The sequence below is a fragment of the Bartonella sp. AP9QHHD genome (assembly GCF_042195625.1).
Classification (GTDB): domain Bacteria; phylum Pseudomonadota; class Alphaproteobacteria; order Rhizobiales; family Rhizobiaceae; genus Bartonella.
Window position 1 is genome coordinate 1 of record NZ_JBHIOP010000054.1, and the last position, 15,876, is coordinate 15,876.

Annotated in this window: 11 protein-coding genes and 1 pseudogene; 5 read left to right on the forward strand and 7 right to left on the reverse strand. The window is 34.1% G+C overall.

What is annotated here, in order from left to right; all coding sequences use genetic code 11:
- Positions 1 to 168 precede the first annotated feature (168 nt).
- Positions 169 to 369: pseudogene (locus tag ACFIK4_RS04195) on the reverse strand (helix-turn-helix transcriptional regulator).
- A gap of 1,026 nt (positions 370 to 1,395) precedes the next feature.
- Between ACFIK4_RS04195 and ACFIK4_RS04200 the strand changes: the two are divergent.
- Both ACFIK4_RS04200 and ACFIK4_RS04205 read left to right on the forward strand, forming a co-directional pair.
- Positions 1,396 to 2,058 (forward strand): lysozyme, encoded by a 663-nt coding sequence (locus tag ACFIK4_RS04200; protein ID WP_375612387.1) that lies wholly within the window; start codon positions 1,396 to 1,398, stop codon positions 2,056 to 2,058.
- Complete coding sequence (locus ACFIK4_RS04205; protein ID WP_375612386.1) at positions 2,055 to 2,282, forward strand: hypothetical protein; 228 nt, start codon at positions 2,055 to 2,057, stop codon at positions 2,280 to 2,282. The genes ACFIK4_RS04200 and ACFIK4_RS04205 overlap by 4 nt, the downstream gene beginning before the upstream one ends.
- A 1,800-nt stretch (positions 2,283 to 4,082) precedes the next feature.
- Here ACFIK4_RS04205 and ACFIK4_RS04210 read toward each other — a convergent pair.
- Positions 4,083 to 4,355 (reverse strand): hypothetical protein, encoded by a 273-nt coding sequence (locus ACFIK4_RS04210; protein WP_375638585.1) that lies wholly within the window; start codon positions 4,353 to 4,355, stop codon positions 4,083 to 4,085.
- A gap of 399 nt (positions 4,356 to 4,754) precedes the next feature.
- Between ACFIK4_RS04210 and ACFIK4_RS04215 the strand changes: the two genes are divergently transcribed.
- Entirely contained in the window at positions 4,755 to 4,880 is a 126-nt protein-coding gene (locus ACFIK4_RS04215) for a hypothetical protein (protein WP_375612384.1), read from the forward strand.
- 1,147 nt (positions 4,881 to 6,027) lie between these two features.
- On the opposite strand, the gene lldD is transcribed toward ACFIK4_RS04215, so the two are convergent.
- Positions 6,028 to 7,179 carry an FMN-dependent L-lactate dehydrogenase LldD gene (gene lldD, locus ACFIK4_RS04220; RefSeq protein WP_375675100.1) on the reverse strand — a complete coding sequence of 384 codons (1,152 nt, stop codon included), beginning with the start codon at positions 7,177 to 7,179 and terminating at the stop codon, positions 6,028 to 6,030.
- Positions 7,180 to 8,331: 1,152 nt separating this feature from the next.
- Positions 8,332 to 9,420, reverse strand: a complete 1,089-nt coding sequence (locus tag ACFIK4_RS04225; protein WP_375613513.1) for a 2'-deoxycytidine 5'-triphosphate deaminase — start codon at positions 9,418 to 9,420, stop codon at positions 8,332 to 8,334.
- Between the two features lie 238 nt (positions 9,421 to 9,658).
- Between ACFIK4_RS04225 and mutL the strand changes: the two genes are divergently transcribed.
- Together mutL and ACFIK4_RS04235 are read left to right on the forward strand one after the other, a co-directional pair.
- Positions 9,659 to 11,512: a DNA mismatch repair endonuclease MutL gene (gene mutL, locus ACFIK4_RS04230; RefSeq protein WP_375675103.1), complete on the forward strand. Its 1,854-nt coding sequence runs from the start codon at positions 9,659 to 9,661 to the stop codon at positions 11,510 to 11,512.
- Positions 11,513 to 11,621: 109 nt separating this feature from the next.
- Entirely contained in the window at positions 11,622 to 11,858 is a 237-nt protein-coding gene (locus tag ACFIK4_RS04235) for a DUF2093 domain-containing protein (RefSeq protein WP_375608064.1), read from the forward strand.
- Between the two features lie 19 nt (positions 11,859 to 11,877).
- Here ACFIK4_RS04235 and lpxK read toward each other — a convergent pair whose 3' ends face one another.
- The 3 genes from lpxK to ACFIK4_RS04250 all read right to left on the reverse strand — a co-directional run bounded on the left by lpxK (position 11,878) and on the right by ACFIK4_RS04250 (position 15,847).
- A complete protein-coding gene (gene lpxK / locus ACFIK4_RS04240; protein ID WP_375668557.1) occupies positions 11,878 to 12,918 on the reverse strand; it encodes a tetraacyldisaccharide 4'-kinase in 1,041 nt (346 codons plus the stop codon).
- Positions 12,908 to 14,230 carry a lipid IV(A) 3-deoxy-D-manno-octulosonic acid transferase gene (gene waaA / locus ACFIK4_RS04245; RefSeq protein WP_375675105.1) on the reverse strand — a complete coding sequence of 441 codons (1,323 nt, stop codon included), beginning with the start codon at positions 14,228 to 14,230 and terminating at the stop codon, positions 12,908 to 12,910. Before waaA ends, lpxK begins: the two co-directional genes overlap by 11 nt.
- Before the next feature lie 1,371 nt (positions 14,231 to 15,601).
- On the reverse strand, positions 15,602 to 15,847 hold the full coding sequence (locus tag ACFIK4_RS04250; protein ID WP_375612377.1) for a DUF4170 domain-containing protein: 246 nt from the start codon (positions 15,845 to 15,847) through the stop codon (positions 15,602 to 15,604).
- Between the last annotated feature and the right edge of the window lie 29 nt (positions 15,848 to 15,876).

The window sequence follows — 15,876 nt, forward strand, 5'->3', positions numbered from 1 at the left end:
ATAGACATCAATACGCCCTTACACATCTTTATATACTTTGAATCTTGTTGCTAAGCCCCTGCTTGCCGGCATGCGGCACCATTTTATTTCTTAAACATATTGAAATATATATTTTTTTTAATTAATTATCTGTTTGAAGACCACCTTCTAGGGTTTATGCAATTTTATCTAATCTATTGTTATTTGCTCCGTATTTTTCTCTGGAGTAAATGCTAAAATCTCTTTCTTTCTCCACCTCACTGCTCACCCTAGCTTATATGGCTCCGGCCCCCTTTGAAGCATCCAATTGCGAATCGTTGTTGTGGGTATACTAAAAAGCTGTGCACACTCACGTATTATTACATATCTATTGCCATCATCAAATATCATCTCATTGCCTTTTTATTTTTTATGTTATGTGAATGGACTGGGATGCTAGGAGGAGAGAGCTTCCTATATTGTCAAGCAGCTTTTTGTCAAAATCTTTTGTGTCTCTTGTGCTATTGCCTCTAAAAAGATTTCAATAGCTTGATTGATTTGTTTAAGAGGCTGCTGGAAACGTAGCCAATACAACACCAGACAAAGATGATACCATTGGACCCGAACGCCCCACTAAATGCTTCATATGAAAAAGAAAATATATGAAACCGAACTACTTGTTCAAATTTATTACAGTACAATATTCTTTAAAAAACTATCAAATATCATTGGTCTATATATTGAATATGCTCCACTAATATATTGTTTCAGTTGGAAACAGACTGTAAGAGAGGAGAAACATTCATTATGTTTTTTATATAACAGTTTATTTAAAATCCTTCATAAAGGTATTTTTTAATGAAATTAAGCAATTAGGAAAAAAAACAAAGAATAATTAAATTAACTATAGATTTTTTATTAAATATGTATAACACGTTATGTATATGTCTTATTGATTCTAAGATAATTTTTAGATATATAATATTAAATTATAATGTTTTTTTGTTTTTATAAAAAAATTCTGTGGTGCAATTTATGACTTTTGAAATTACTTAAAAATTAACACCTAATTATTTCATTAATTATTATGTCTCTTATTTTTTGTTAAAAATGCTTTTTGTCATCGGAATTATTGAAGTTTTTTCAAGTAAAGTTCTTCTAAATCATTCTGGATCAAATGTAAGAATTTATGAGTGAAATCTATCTGATTATAAATGGAATTATTATAAAGTTATTGTCTTTAGATGGAGATCAATTGCTGCAAAATGAATAGTATTTAGCATAACCTTTATTCAAAAAAATGATATGGATCTTAAAATAATCCACTATGGATGTTTTGAATTTATTATGCCCTTTCGCTGTTCTGTTCTTAAAAATGAGTAGATGTAAGTTTTTAATTCATATCCTGCTTTGTGTAGTTTTTTATAGGTAAAAATAATGCGAAAAATATCAAAAGAAGGGCTTGTATTGATTAAGCAATTGGAAGGCTTGCGTTTATCAGCTTATGAAGATTCTGGTGGTGTCTGGACAATTGGTTATGGACATACAAGTGCTGCTGGTGCCCCAAGCGTTCACAAAGATATGCAAATTACGGAAAAAGAAGCTGAAAAAATCCTTTGTCAGGACTTGAGGGAGTATGAAGCTGTTGTTGAAAAAGCCGTTACCGTTCCTTTAAACGATGAACAATTCGCGGCATTAGTATCATTTTGCTATAATGTAGGAATCACAGCATTTCGCAGTTCTACACTTTTAAAAAAGCTTAATAAAGGTGAATATGAAGCGATACCAACCGAATTGCAAAAATGGACAAGAGTGGGAGGAAAACGTATCCAAGGTCTTGTCAATCGCCGAGCAACCGAAGCAGGATTATGGGCAAAAGGAGCTCATGTTGCCCCCAATTATCATGTAGTAGAACCAGAAGGCGTAACAGGTATTTGCAAAGTAGAAGCTCTTGCCCCAATCATAGGTTCTTTTTCAGGGCTTGGAGGTCTTTTTGCAGGAAATGGTCCTGTTCAATGGGTTCTAGCAGGCATTATGGTTTTAGCCGCTTGTACAGCTATGATATACATTGCTAAACGTTTTCAGGAACACCGCCTATGATTTTATGGATAAAAAAATATCTGACAATGACGTCAGCGCTCATAGCAGCTTTTCTTATAGCTTTAGTCAAAGCCTTTTTTCTTGGGAAAAAAGTTGAGAAGCAAAAGCAAACAAAAGAAGATTTCAAGATAGCGACAACACGGCTTGAGGTAGAAAATGAAATTAATAAGAAAAGTGATGCTGATGTGCGCACTAAGCTTTCTAGCTGGTTGCGCGACCAATGAACGAACTTCTTGTATTGGATGGCTGCCAATTTATTTGAATCGACAAGATATCAATGTCATTAGTCCAAATTTGGCGAGAGATATTTTAAAACATAACGAACAAGGTGAACGTTTATGTGGTTGGAGAGATAAACGGAAAATAAAGTGATAAAAATATAATTCCTCTGAAACATCAATCAATGAAAAGATTTGAAAGAGGTGGATACATTCAGATTAAAAGTAAAAGCACTTAAAGGATTAAAACACTCTGGTGGTCGATTAGTTTTAATTAGAGTAACGGAGATGTCTGAGTTGAAGCGAAAGGATTCAACAGATTATGTTTGTGTAAAATGATTGAGTCTATTGATGTATTCTATGGGCATCTTTGTTATCCTATCAAAAGAAGATGAGAAAAGATTTTATGGATTGCACTACTATCGTCGTTCAAAGAACTGATCATACACAAAGGCTCTGTTTTCAACAAAAATAACATCTAGGGGCTGGCATGCTTGAAGAAAAGAAATCTACGGAGCTATATAATGAATAATGGTAAGGCTTTTATGTGATTTGTAAATGACGTTGCTTCAACTTCCTAATTATAATAATGGTGTTGACGATAAGGCAAATACTTTCGCACTGTATCTGCTTTTTCATGCTAAAGTGGCGGGAAAACATTGTGAATGATCTTGGCTTTTAATTTTTCTATAGGTAAATTCCCTATGTGGGAAATGACATGCAACTCCAGTCGAGAAAACCAACAACCATTTTTGCTTTTATTTTTTAACTTAGCTTTTTTACTTTCAAAAGTCGCCTAGCAATTTCTTGAAAAATATTGCTTTACTATTTTAAGATAATTTTTTTCTGAAATAAAATCCTTCTTTTAAAATATTACGGTAATATCTTGCAAACTCATGTACTGCTTTTAGAGAAAGTTTGTAATAAGACCGTGCCTTTCACGGCTTTTATTGTGATGTGTATAACGGAAAAATTAAGAGTGCGTATTATCTTTTCGAACATTCAACTACAATCTTATTTCATCACAATATTTATCTTGAGAAGATACTTTTAGAAAGATACTGATAATCTATAAATCGCTCTCCCCTAATTCACCTTCTCGCTCATCCTTCCATGCATTGCCTGTCCACCTTTTAAACCACCTTAAATTTTTGATATAAAATTTTTTCTTTAATTTTTATTTTTTATTGAATCATAAAAATGATATGTCTCAATCTCACCTCTATGCATCTTTATACGCTCTGATTCTTGTTTCTAAAGCCCAGATTGCCTACATATCGTACTGTTTTTATATTTAATGTATATTTTTAGATTTATTCCTAACTTGTTAGAAAAGTTGCTATATTTTGATAGAAATATCTTCTATCAGTTCACTTTTTTCAAAAGATTCTGAAAGGATTCTCAAAAAGTCTGTAAAGTTAAAGACTATTTAATACGTATTGTTTCTTTTTTAGAAATCAAAATTGGTGATGCCCCATTCCTTACCAGCAATTGTGTTATTTGCAGAGCAGTCTGTATAAGATGGTGTATAAAGTTAACTAAAGTTTTTTGAATTTCTAGCATATTGTTTAAAGACAAAAAACTCCCTCTTATTATGCAAGCAGCTTAGACATCGGCTGATAATCCTCCCGCTTATAAAAATCCTTTCTTTAATAACCTTCAAAACCACAATTAAAGTGGTGAAAGATAAAACAAGATTTTTAGGCGATCATAACGCACAATAAAATCAGACCAGTCTAAATGTTCAATGCTAACACCTGCTAAACAGTGGAAATAAGTTTTAGCACGCATTCAAATTGGAAGGGCTTAAGCCCCCCGCGCGCTACGATGGTTTTCTACTCTCATCGTACGATTTACATTCCCTCTAAAACTTAATCGCTGTAAATATAAAAATCTTGAAGCCCGTTCTAAATCCGTGAGAGTTTCTGGATCTTGCTGTATTAAACGTTGAAATTCCTCACAACTGCTCATCTGAAATGCTAACATTTTCATAAAAGGACGATAGTGGCGTTGTAACATCCCTAAAAAGTTTACGACATAACCTGAGAGATTATTGCTGATTTCAGGAGATAGAATCAATTTCTGCTCAAAGAAAATCTCACCCATACCAACAAAAAGGTTTAATGCTACATGCTATGAGGAATGTTCTCAAATAATTTTGATATTTTTTGATCAAATTTCTTTTGCCACCAATATCGGCAGCAACTGGTGTAGAATTAACAAAATTATAATTTTTTATCTTAAAATGTATCCATCATTTTTTACATTCTTTCATCTATCTTAGCCTTCTTTTCACAGCTTCAAATGATAAAAAGTAACTGCAATGTTAAGTCGTTTTGCATCGAACAAATTTCTCGCAAACTATCCCTATTGGCTAGATGACAATCCATCCTCTATTTAAAGAGAGAAAAACTTTTCTTTTTTATTCAGCGATAAAGTAAATATTATCCAATTACTTACGAGTAGAAATTCGATCAAATGGAAACTGTAATTCTTTCTACTCTGAGTAATCTTGTACCTATTTATATAGGTTTAGGAAAGCGTGCTGTTATGAATATTCATAAAAATGCTTCAAAAATTGATATCAGCAAAACCTCTGTTTAAAAAAGGAAAAGATGTTCTCTTACTTGCTACTGAAGAAACTGTTCAGATTTGTCTTGATGTTGCTAAAGAGATTCAAAAAACATGAAGTTATCCCAACGCTTACAAGTGTGCCAACAATTCAACTTTGAGATAATAGATCAGTGCTAGAGTTATGCCAATCTCACCAATCTGTTGTTGTCTATGAAGAGCATAGTATCAAAGGAGAAGCTTGGAGATGCAATTGTTAAATCGCTTATGGAACAAAACATTCTATGCCAATTTGTATCATTAGGCCCCCCACCATCCCCATCTGCAATAAAAATGAACTGGATATTTTAACAAGTTATAAAATCAATCGAGAACGCATAAATAGTGTTAGAAATGACATACTATACAAAAAATATTCAACTGCTTCCTAATATGCTCGCCAGTTCAAAACATCATAAATCATTGAGAAAACAAGAAAGAAAAGCACATTAATTCACGCAGTTTTGCTCTCAGTAAACGAGCTTTTTTAAAGATAGTACGGATATTTTTTTTCATTGCTTAAAAATGTACTCCATAAAAACAATATCACATCCATATAATATATTATCCAATGAACTTAATATAAATAATATATAGATTATAGAAATATTATTTATTAGATACATTTTTTATTATAATTATAGATTAAAATAAATACATATTGACATTTTTAATAATTTTATTTATATACTATAACTAATATTATTTATATTAAAATAAAACTAAATGGATTTTATAAATTTACGTTTTATGCCAATATGGAAAAGAAGTAATTAACATATTATATTTTAATGTTTTTTATATATAGGAGGGAAAAATGCTCACAGCATTATTTATATCTATTTTTTCTATATCAACAGTTGTTTTACCTTTAATATCAGCGCTTGTTCCTTTTTATCCGTAGAATGAGCTTTTAATAAAGTAAATAAAATATGTATGCAATGTTATTATTGTTTTTTTTCGTGTTTATTATTATTAATACTTAATATTATTGTAGTTACTGAGTATTTTCTGTGATTTTATAGAGGAGCTTATTGATCTTTTCTATTTAACTTTAACTGTCAACATATTTTTAAAATATATAATTATGCTCCTCTATAAAAAGACTTTCTTTTTCTGAAAGAAGTATAACATATTGCTTTCATTGCTTAAAAACATCTATATTTACTAAACTCTTGCGTGTAATATCTTTGATTGTCTGAGTACCAGTCAGTGTCATAGCTACCCGCATTTCATTGGCAAAAAGATCAAGGAGATGCATAACACCTTTCTTACCTGCTGCTGCAAGCGCATAAACAAAAGCACGGCCAATCATAACAGCATCCGCACCTTGTGCTATCATGCGTATAACATCAAGACCAGAACGAACACCTGAGTCCACTAAAATAGTCAAATAATCCTTTACAGCATCCGCAATTGCAGGCAATGCTCGTGTTGTTGATAATACACCATCAAGCTGACGTCCGCCGTGATTAGAAACAACAATACCATCCGCACCAAATTTTACTGCTTCTCGAGCATCTTCTGGATCAAGAATACCTTTCAAAATCATTTTTCCTTTCCAAAAATCGCGAATCCATTGTAGATCATGCCAACCAATTGATGGATCAAAATTTGCACCAAGCCAACCAACGTAATCATCCAATGCAATTTTCTTTTTGAGATAAGCAGAGACATTTCCAAGATCATGAGGGCGCCCCATAACACCAACGTTCCAAGCCCAATATGGATGAGTCAAAGCTTGTAAAAAACGACGTAAACCAGCATAAGGACCAGACATTCCCGAATGCGCATCACGATAACGTGCACCAGGAATTGGCATATCAACTGTAAAAACCAACGTGCGTACACCAGCCAACCAAGCCCGTTCTAGTGCATCACGCATGAAACCGCGATCTTTGAGAACATAAAGTTGAAACCAAAATGCACCTCCAACCGCTTCTTGCACTTCCGCAATAGGACAAACTGAAACAGAGGATAGAGTAAAAGGAATCCCTTTTGCCGCTGCGGCACGCGCTGCTTTTACCTCTCCACGACGTGCATACATGCCCGTTAGCCCAACAGGCGCAAGTACAATCGGTAAATCAAGTGTCTGATCAAAAAGCTTGATTGAAAGATCAACTTCACCAACTTGCCTTAGAATCCTTTGACGCAATGCAAGTGCTTGAAGATCTGTACAATTACGTCGCATCGTTTCTTCAGCATAAGCCCCACCATCAATATAGTGAAAAAGAAAGGGAGGAAGACGACGCTTTGCTGCCTTACGATAATCAAGTGTTGAAGAAATAATCATTGATGGCACCATTGTTCCTAAATGAAAAGAGAAAACATCCTAAAACGCATAAAAGCGAATCCATGTACCTACCTATTCGCTATTCTCCCAAAGCACTCTATTGAATAGATAGAAGCAACAGAGACTGCCACTTTCTAAAAAAACTAATTGATAAAAACAACGTCTTTATTGCTCTTATCCAAATTTAAAATCTCACAGTATGAAGTATCATTAATAACGTATCTACTCATATATTCTTCATGTGCAATTAAAATGTTATACTCTCTTTAAAGCAATCCCTCTTCGAAAGCGATTGCTCCGTAGCTTAATTAGTCATAATTTAAAGTCGCTTCTCCCTCCAAAGATCCTTACATTATCAGTTATTAAGAATATAGAGTGTCATTAAGTATAAATCATAATCTCCTCCAAAAGATGAAAAAATCCTTTATTAATACTGGAAATAAAGCTGTCGCATACATGCAGAAATCTTCTTATATCAATATTCAAAACTGAGATCTGTTACTTATTCATGAAAGTTTATAAAAATATATAGTGCCTAATTCATATAAAGCATAAAAACTTTTAATGTTCATACCAATAGAAACCTTCATATTTAATTGAATAATTTTCTAGCAATATTATATCTTGAGGCTATAAATGAGTTACTAAAATTAGAATAATGTTTATTGAAAATAATTGTTACTAAACTGGAGTGAAAACTTATTTATTAACTCTTAAGGATAATTTTTATGCGGAATAAAATATACTGGTTATTACACTCTAGAAAAATTGAGTCAATTGCAGCATCCAATCTCGCATATTTACTTTGAAAAGTGAGTAGCTACTGTTATGTTGAATTTTATTAACCTATTGATTTATTATAATAATAAATATGAATAACATATTGAATATAGTAAAATTCTTTCATTGTAAATTTTGTCACGATGAAATAATCAAAACTATTCTTTTGCACATCATAAATGGAGTTCGTATAGATAGAACCTCTTGAAAAAAGAAGTAAAAATGCCTCTCATACCCTCTCAAATGCAAGAGATGAGATAACCTTGGAAATTAAAAATAGAATGCATGACGCCAGTTTTGCGAAGCACAAAATTTTCTTTTATCTAAAATACGCTTTCTGCATACATGTTATCAAAATTCGTAGTTCCCAACTCATTTAAAATGCTTGGACAACTTTAAACCCTGTGCTTGATAATGTGATCCAACATCATGTCCATAAAGGGTTGATGGTCGATTAAGCATATGCTCATAGACCAAACGGCCAATAATTTGACCATGCTCTAAGATAAAAGGAACTTCATGGCTCCGCACTTCTAAAACCGCTCTTGCTCCTTTTCCACCCGCCTCCTTATGCCCAAATCCTGGATCAAAAAAGCCTGCATAATGCACCCTAAACTCGCCAACTAAAGGATCAAAAGGTGTCATTTCTGCGGCATAAAGCGGAGGCACATGAACAGACTCTCGTGAAACTAAAATGTAAAATTCATCAGGATCAAGAACCAACTCCCTTTGACCACGATCAAAAAGAGGTTCCCAAAAATCTAAAACGTGGGCAACGGCACGTTTATCAATATCAATAACACTTGTATGATGTTTACCACGATAACCTATAAGCCCGTTTTTGTCTCCCTTTAAATTAATGGAAAGACCAATACCACCAACACTAATATTAGGAAAATCATCCGATATCAGTGTTTCTTGCCTTTGCAAAGTGTGCAACTCTATTTCATTTAAATAACTTTGCCCTTTTCTAAACCGAAGCTGTGATAAATGTGAGCCTGTATGCACCAAAATTGGAAATGTGCGTGGACTAATTTCCAAATAAAGTGGACCATGATAACCAGCACAAATTTTATCAAACTCCTGAGCATTATCCGTAATGACACGTGTAAAAATATCTAATCGTCCTGTAGAACTTTTGGGATTGGCAACAGCAGATAAGAATTCTGGTAAAGCTAAACTTTCTAAAAGAGGAACAATATAAACACACCCCGTTTCCAAAACGGCTCCGTCTCGTAAATCAAACTCATGCAACTTTAACCGTTCAAGCTTATCCAAAACTTTTGTATCAGGTCCCGGCATAAAAGAAGCACGTATACGATAAGCTTTCTCCCCTAAACGAAGATCAAGGCTTGCTGGTTGTATTTGAGATCTATCAAATGGATACTGAGCCTTGAGAAAGTTATTCTCAATCAAAGCTTGTATATCACTATCTGCTAAAATACCGCTTATACGCGCCATATATATTGCCTTCCCTTTTTACATTGTTTCTTTTTTGACCTAGATGATAAACTGGTGCAAGCTATTTTAAAGTGATAAAAACTATTTTTATGTTTTTTCCAACCGACTTGTTAACATAAAATAAAATAGGAGGTATTGTAAAAATAATACCTCTCATGCTCTCTTATTCTTGAATGTCTCGCAAATGATGTTATCATAATTTTCTATAGAACCCTTAAGATTCCTGTTAGAATTTATTATGATTATACGCCATCTTAGCGAAAATATTATTAATCAAATCGCCGCCGGTGAAGTTATTGAACGACCAGCAAATGTTGTCAAAGAACTTGTTGAAAACGCTATTGATGCTGGTGCAACACGCATTGAAATTATTACAGCAAATGGTGGAAAAAATTTTATAAAGGTGAGTGATAATGGTTATGGAATTCCTGCAGATCAATTAACTTTAGCAGTTTCTCGCCATTGTACCTCAAAGATTACCGATGACGTACACAATATCTGCTTCCTTGGATTTAGAGGAGAAGCCCTCCCCTCTATTGGTTCTGTTGCTAAACTTAAACTCATTTCACGAACAAAAGATGCTGAGAGCGCTGCTGAAATTTCCGTTACTGCAGGAAAAATTGTAGGACCCAAACCAGCTGCTGCGAATCTTGGAACAATTGTTGAAGTTCGTGATCTTTTCTTTGTCACGCCGGCACGATTAAAATTTATGAAAACTGATCGGGCTGAAACAAATGCTATTAGCGATATGATTAAGCGAATTGCTATCGCATTTCCACATATCCGCTTTTCTCTTTCAGGACTAGACAGAACATCTATGGAATTGTCTGCTACAGAAAATAATATTCAAGGACAATTACAACGTATTACGCAGATTATGGGAAAAGAATTTGCCCCTAATAGCATTGCGCTGAATGCTGAACGCGAAGCGGTGCGCTTAACAGGTTTTGCCTGTTTGCCATCTTTCAACCGAAATAACAGCCTTCATCAATTTGCTTATGTTAATGGACGTCCCGTGCGTGATAAATTTCTATGGGGCGCTATCCGAGGCGCTTATGCTGATGTCATGACACGAGATCGTTATCCTGTCGCTATTCTTTTTATTGACCTCCCACCTGCTGAGGTAGATGTTAATGTTCACCCAGCCAAAGCTGATGTACGATTCCGTGATCCAGGATTAATTCGTGGTTTGATTGTTGGAGCTATTCGTGAAGCATTGCAGCAATCTGGTATTCGTCCTACTTCAACCCGTTCTGAAGCAATGCTTGCTGCATTTCAAACACAACAATCATTGGCACAACAACCATTAGGCAGTTTTAAGAACACGCACCAGTTCTCTTCTTACAGTTCACAACCTCATCATTTTACCAGCGCTCCAATGGTCCAAAAACCATTGGATAGTACTCACTCTTTTGATTTAAAAGAAGATGCCGCTCCTATTATGGAGGGCTTAAATACACCAAGTGGGGATGCATACATTCCAAGCACGACATCTTCATCAGAAGAGTTATCTTATCCATTAGGAGCGGCCAGAGCACAAATCCATAAAAACTATATTATCGCCCAAACACAAGATAGTTTGATCATTGTCGATCAGCATGCAGCTCACGAACGATTGGTTTATGAAGCACTCAAAAATGCACTTTATTCCAAACCACTTCCTTCACAGTTATTACTTATTCCTGAAATTGTAGAACTCTCTGAAGAGGATGCAACATGCCTTTTAACGCATAAAGATGCTTTGCAAAAATTTGGATTAGGAATAGAACCATTTGGACCAGGAGCAATTGTTGTGCGTGAAACACCTTCCATGTTAGGAGAGATCAATGTCCAAGCCCTTATTAAAGATCTCGCAGATGAGGCTGCTGAGTATGATACAACAAATAATTTAAAAGCAATGCTTGATTATGTTGCAGCAACGATGGCCTGTCACGGCTCAATACGGTCAGGGCGCCTTTTACGCCCCGAAGAAATGAACACACTATTACGACAAATGGAGGCAATACCTAATACAAGTACATGTAATCATGGACGCCCTACTTATATTGAACTCAAATTGGCAGATATAGAACGGCTTTTTGGCAGAAAATAAGCCCTTCATCATTTTTACAAGAAAAATATTTTAAAATTAACTCTCGACTTTATAATATATTTTATGGCACTTTTCTTGAATCTCTTGTATCAAGTAAAAAGGAGTTATAATGTTTCCCAATGGTGAACGCGAAGCAAAAATTCATTATTCTAATAATGGATATGACATTATAGAATATGGTACCTATACCATTTGTGCTGTTAGCGGGCAAAAAATCCCTATAGATGATTTAAAATATTGGAATCATCACCGCCAAGAAGCATATGCTAGTTGTGAAATCTCCTATCAGCGCGAACTTGAGTGCAACCCATATCTCAAGCAATTGTTAAAAACAAAAGAAAAATAACCCCTCAAAAGCTATAAATTTAGCCTTTGCCTTTTAGACAAGAAAATTCAAGGGAACGTTTTCTAAAGCGGGTTATGACCTCTTCAAGGACCATACGACAGAAGTCTTTTTGAACAAAATCGACATTCACATCAAAGATAATAAGATTTTTCAAATCTTTTTGCATGTGAATTGTCTGTATACGGGTATAATCTTTAGCTGTTGTTGCTAGCCATAAATTGTGCATTTTAGCCTTTTGTATAAGGCTTTTTAAATTTTTATCTGTGAAAAAATAGTGGTCTGGATATATATAAGTTTGCACCACATGACCAGACAATTCTTTAATAGATTTAAAAAATTTATCTGGATTGCCAATACCAGCAAATGCCAAAAATGATTTTCCTGAAACCTCATCAGAGGCACTGGCTTTAAGATGAGCACGATATAAAGGCTTTCCAGTACGCGAAACAAAAAAAGCGACATTATCAGGCGCATCGGAGTGACCAATCAATAAAACACTATCCATAAAAGAAAACTGCGTTTTTAATGGTACGCGCAAAGGTCCTGCTGGAAAGACAGCTCCATTACCAAAACCGCGCATCGCATCAACAACGAGTAACGCATAATCCATATAAAGACGGCGACTTTGAAATCCGTCATCCATTAAAATAAGATTACATCCCTCTTGTTTAAGCCGTTGTGCCGCTGCATAACGATTAGGTGATACAGCTACAAAAGCATGCCGTGCAAGTAAAAGTGCCTCATCTCCAACATCGCGTGCATTGTCATATTTTTCATTTACAAGATGTACCCCTTTAACTGATCCACCATAACCACGAGATATAATACCAGGTACGAAACCAAGTTCTTTAGCCACTTTTGTAAAAGCAATAACAACCGGCGTTTTACCCGCACCACCACATGTAAAATTTCCAATACACAAAACTGGCAGATCAATCACGGGAGGCTGTCTTGTCATAAAACGACTTGAAAAATAACCATACCCCCATGAAACTGGAGCTAACACAAAACGCAAAAAGCTTTTATTTTTCCACCAAAAACGAGGGGCGCTAATATGCATATCTACCCTGACGCTGACGTAAACCTGTTTGTATTACAAGGGGTTGTAAAAATGGATCTAAAATCTTTAATGTGCGCTCAAATGCACCTGCCATACCTGTTGCCACTTCATGAGCCTTATCAACCATTTCTTGCCGCAATGTTTCATTTGTTAAAAGCTTATACACCTGAATAGCAAGCTGTTTTGTATCTTGAACCATATATGCTGCATCACGCGTTAGAAATTGTTTGAACATCTCTTGAAAATTTGAAACATGAGGCCCTGTCAAAATAGCGGAACCAAGCAAAGCCAATTCCAATGGATTGTGTCCACCATTTCCACATAACGATTTACCAACGAAAGAAACTTTCGATAAGCGAAGAAAAAGTCCCATTTCTCCAATGGTATCTCCCCATAAAATATCGGTATTCATGTTTGGAACAGCATCTCTACTCCTACGAATAAAACTTAACCCCTTATTATCGCATTTTCTGATAAGATCTTCTGAACGTTCTGGATGACGAGGCACAATAATTGTTAATAAATCTGGCAAATAATTTTTAACAATTTTATGGACCTCAAAAGCAATCTCCTCTTCCCCTTCATGCGTTGAAACAGCTGCCCAAACTGGGCGATTGCCGATAGCATTACGATAACGTGCAAGCAATTCTTGATTTTCAACCAGAAAAACATCAGCCTTGAGATTACCAGAAAACGTAACAGATTTTACGCCAAGTGTATGGTAATAAGCTACATCTCTTTCATTTTGACCAATCGCCAAATCAATATCCTTAAAAATATGTTTGGCAAGAACACGTCGTTTTTGCCAAGCTTTAAAAGAACGTTCAGACATATGGGCATTAACCAAAATCTGCGGAATACGCATTTTTGCAAGTTCTTTAATACGAAGAGGCCAAATTTCTGATTCACAAATTAAGACGAGATCAGGCTTCCAATGACGAATAAAACGGCGCACTGCAAAATCTAAATCCAAAGGAGCATATTGATGAATCAACCTATTACCAAAATATTTTTTCACAAGAGTAGAAGATGTCACCGTCCCAGTTGTCATTAATACATTGATTTCCAATGATAAAATATAACTTATAAGTGGAACAAGTGCAAGTGTTTCTCCAACACTTGCTGCATGCAACCAAACTAACGAACCTTGGGGGCGTATATGAGAACTTTTACCTAAACGCTCTTTTTTGCGACACCACTCTTCTTTTCCACGAATAGCACGAAAGAACAAATAAAAAGGAATAACAGGACATAAGCAAAAACCAATCATTCGATAGCTTAAAAGAGCCGTATGTGCCTTTAATTCTACCATTTAAAATCACCTCATCCAGCTATTTTAAGATATCTATATACTTATTTTGTTAAAAAATTCATCAACACTATTGGTTGCATCCATATTTTTTAATATCATTCATATCTTAAATAAAAAAGCTTAATCCATGAGAAAATTCAATACATATACACATTATTTAAATCTCTTTTAATTAAATTTTGTAACTTATATCGATTTTATCACTTCATTCTGCACCCTATAAAAAATCTTACTCAAAAATAACAAAACTACATTTCAGTCGATTATAATTTTTAAAATATAAATGATAAACCTATGACATAGATTGTATCAATTTTTTCAACTCACTGAATAAATACTTCTTATGATTTTAATGAGACTTTGAATTTTGCACGTTGGTATTTTAGAGAAAAAGCTTATTTTTACATATGTTAGGTATTGTCAATTTTTCAAAAAAATAACCCATATAGACATTACAACCTAATATAAATACAACAAATAAAATGTGTTTAAAAGAAAGCTCAATCTCTATTATTTCATTTCAATAAAATGAATATGTCAAACTAATCTTAAAAAACTTTTGAATAGTATAGAGTTCTCATTTTAAATTGTGATATAATCTCTTAAAGGTAATCCAGAAAAATCTAATCTTGTTTAATAGAGAATTTCTTAAAAGTCTTAAAGCAATTTAAATAAGAGTTTTCAAAATTTTAAATCCTCTCTTTTCAGGAGGTCGCAATGATATATTATTCCTTTTAAGATTGTATATAATCAACACAAAATGATTAACTTATAGATTGTAGTTTTAAATGAGTACTCAAGAAATCCTTATGAGGTAAGTTAACTTCATAAATCTATTCAGTTTCTCTAAGTTTCTAATTTTGGTAAAGTTTCTAACGACTTTCATGGTTTCTAAGCTTATAGTAATAACTCGTTGAAAAAATTCCAATAGATAAGTAACGAGTGCTAATAATCTCAACAGAGTAATAATTGCTATCATTAATAATGCTACTCTTTTTATTAATCTTAACGCATTAGTGTCTCATACCCCATTCAAAAGCAGAGTGACTATTCACAATATAATCATAAACTTCGAGTGATAGCTGTCATGATAATATTGCTGTTGTAAATAGGTTGATAGAAACTGTCTTGCATTTTTATTAAGCGTAAAGATGGTGGTGCAATAATGGATTTTATACCTTGCACGGACGCTATTATGAAATGGGCTTGGGTGCTTTGGGAGATGTTTCTTAAAAAAACATATGAATTTTAAACAACAAGCATATTCTTTTTTACGGCATTCTATTTTACCCGAAGAACGTACCTATGAAAAGGACGACTAAACAAAAGCATGAAGCAATCTACAGGTTATAATGACCAAATATTCAAGCTTTATTCTGCATCGCCTAACTCAGCATCAAGAAACTGATGCAAATCTACAATGTAATAACGTTGTAATGCATTATCTACACTGCTTTGTGCTTTTGCCTGCCATGCTTCTTGAGCGGATTGATAATCTGAGAAAATACCAACCACATCTAACTCATCAGGATTCTTAAATTGATTACTGTTAAGATTTTTTAATTCCCCACCAAATACAAGATGTAAATATTGTTTTTTTTCTTTGGTTTCAGTCATATGTGCCTCCATATCATTTAGATTATCTT

Coding starts and splice junctions, on each gene's coding strand:
- ACFIK4_RS04200 (WP_375612387.1), top strand. CDS start 1,396: ATGCGAAAAATATCAAAAGAAGGGCTTGTATTGATTAAGCAATTGGAA.
- ACFIK4_RS04205 (WP_375612386.1), top strand. CDS start 2,055: ATGATTTTATGGATAAAAAAATATCTGACAATGACGTCAGCGCTCATA.
- ACFIK4_RS04215 (WP_375612384.1), top strand. CDS start 4,755: ATGGAAACTGTAATTCTTTCTACTCTGAGTAATCTTGTACCTATTTAT.
- lldD (WP_375675100.1), bottom strand. CDS start 7,179: ATGATTATTTCTTCAACACTTGATTATCGTAAGGCAGCAAAGCGTCGT.
- ACFIK4_RS04225 (WP_375613513.1), bottom strand. CDS start 9,420: ATGGCGCGTATAAGCGGTATTTTAGCAGATAGTGATATACAAGCTTTG.
- mutL (WP_375675103.1), top strand. CDS start 9,659: ATGATTATACGCCATCTTAGCGAAAATATTATTAATCAAATCGCCGCC.
- ACFIK4_RS04235 (WP_375608064.1), top strand. CDS start 11,622: ATGTTTCCCAATGGTGAACGCGAAGCAAAAATTCATTATTCTAATAAT.
- lpxK (WP_375668557.1), bottom strand. CDS start 12,918: ATGCATATTAGCGCCCCTCGTTTTTGGTGGAAAAATAAAAGCTTTTTG.
- waaA (WP_375675105.1), bottom strand. CDS start 14,230: ATGGTAGAATTAAAGGCACATACGGCTCTTTTAAGCTATCGAATGATT.
- ACFIK4_RS04250 (WP_375612377.1), bottom strand. CDS start 15,847: ATGACTGAAACCAAAGAAAAAAAACAATATTTACATCTTGTATTTGGT.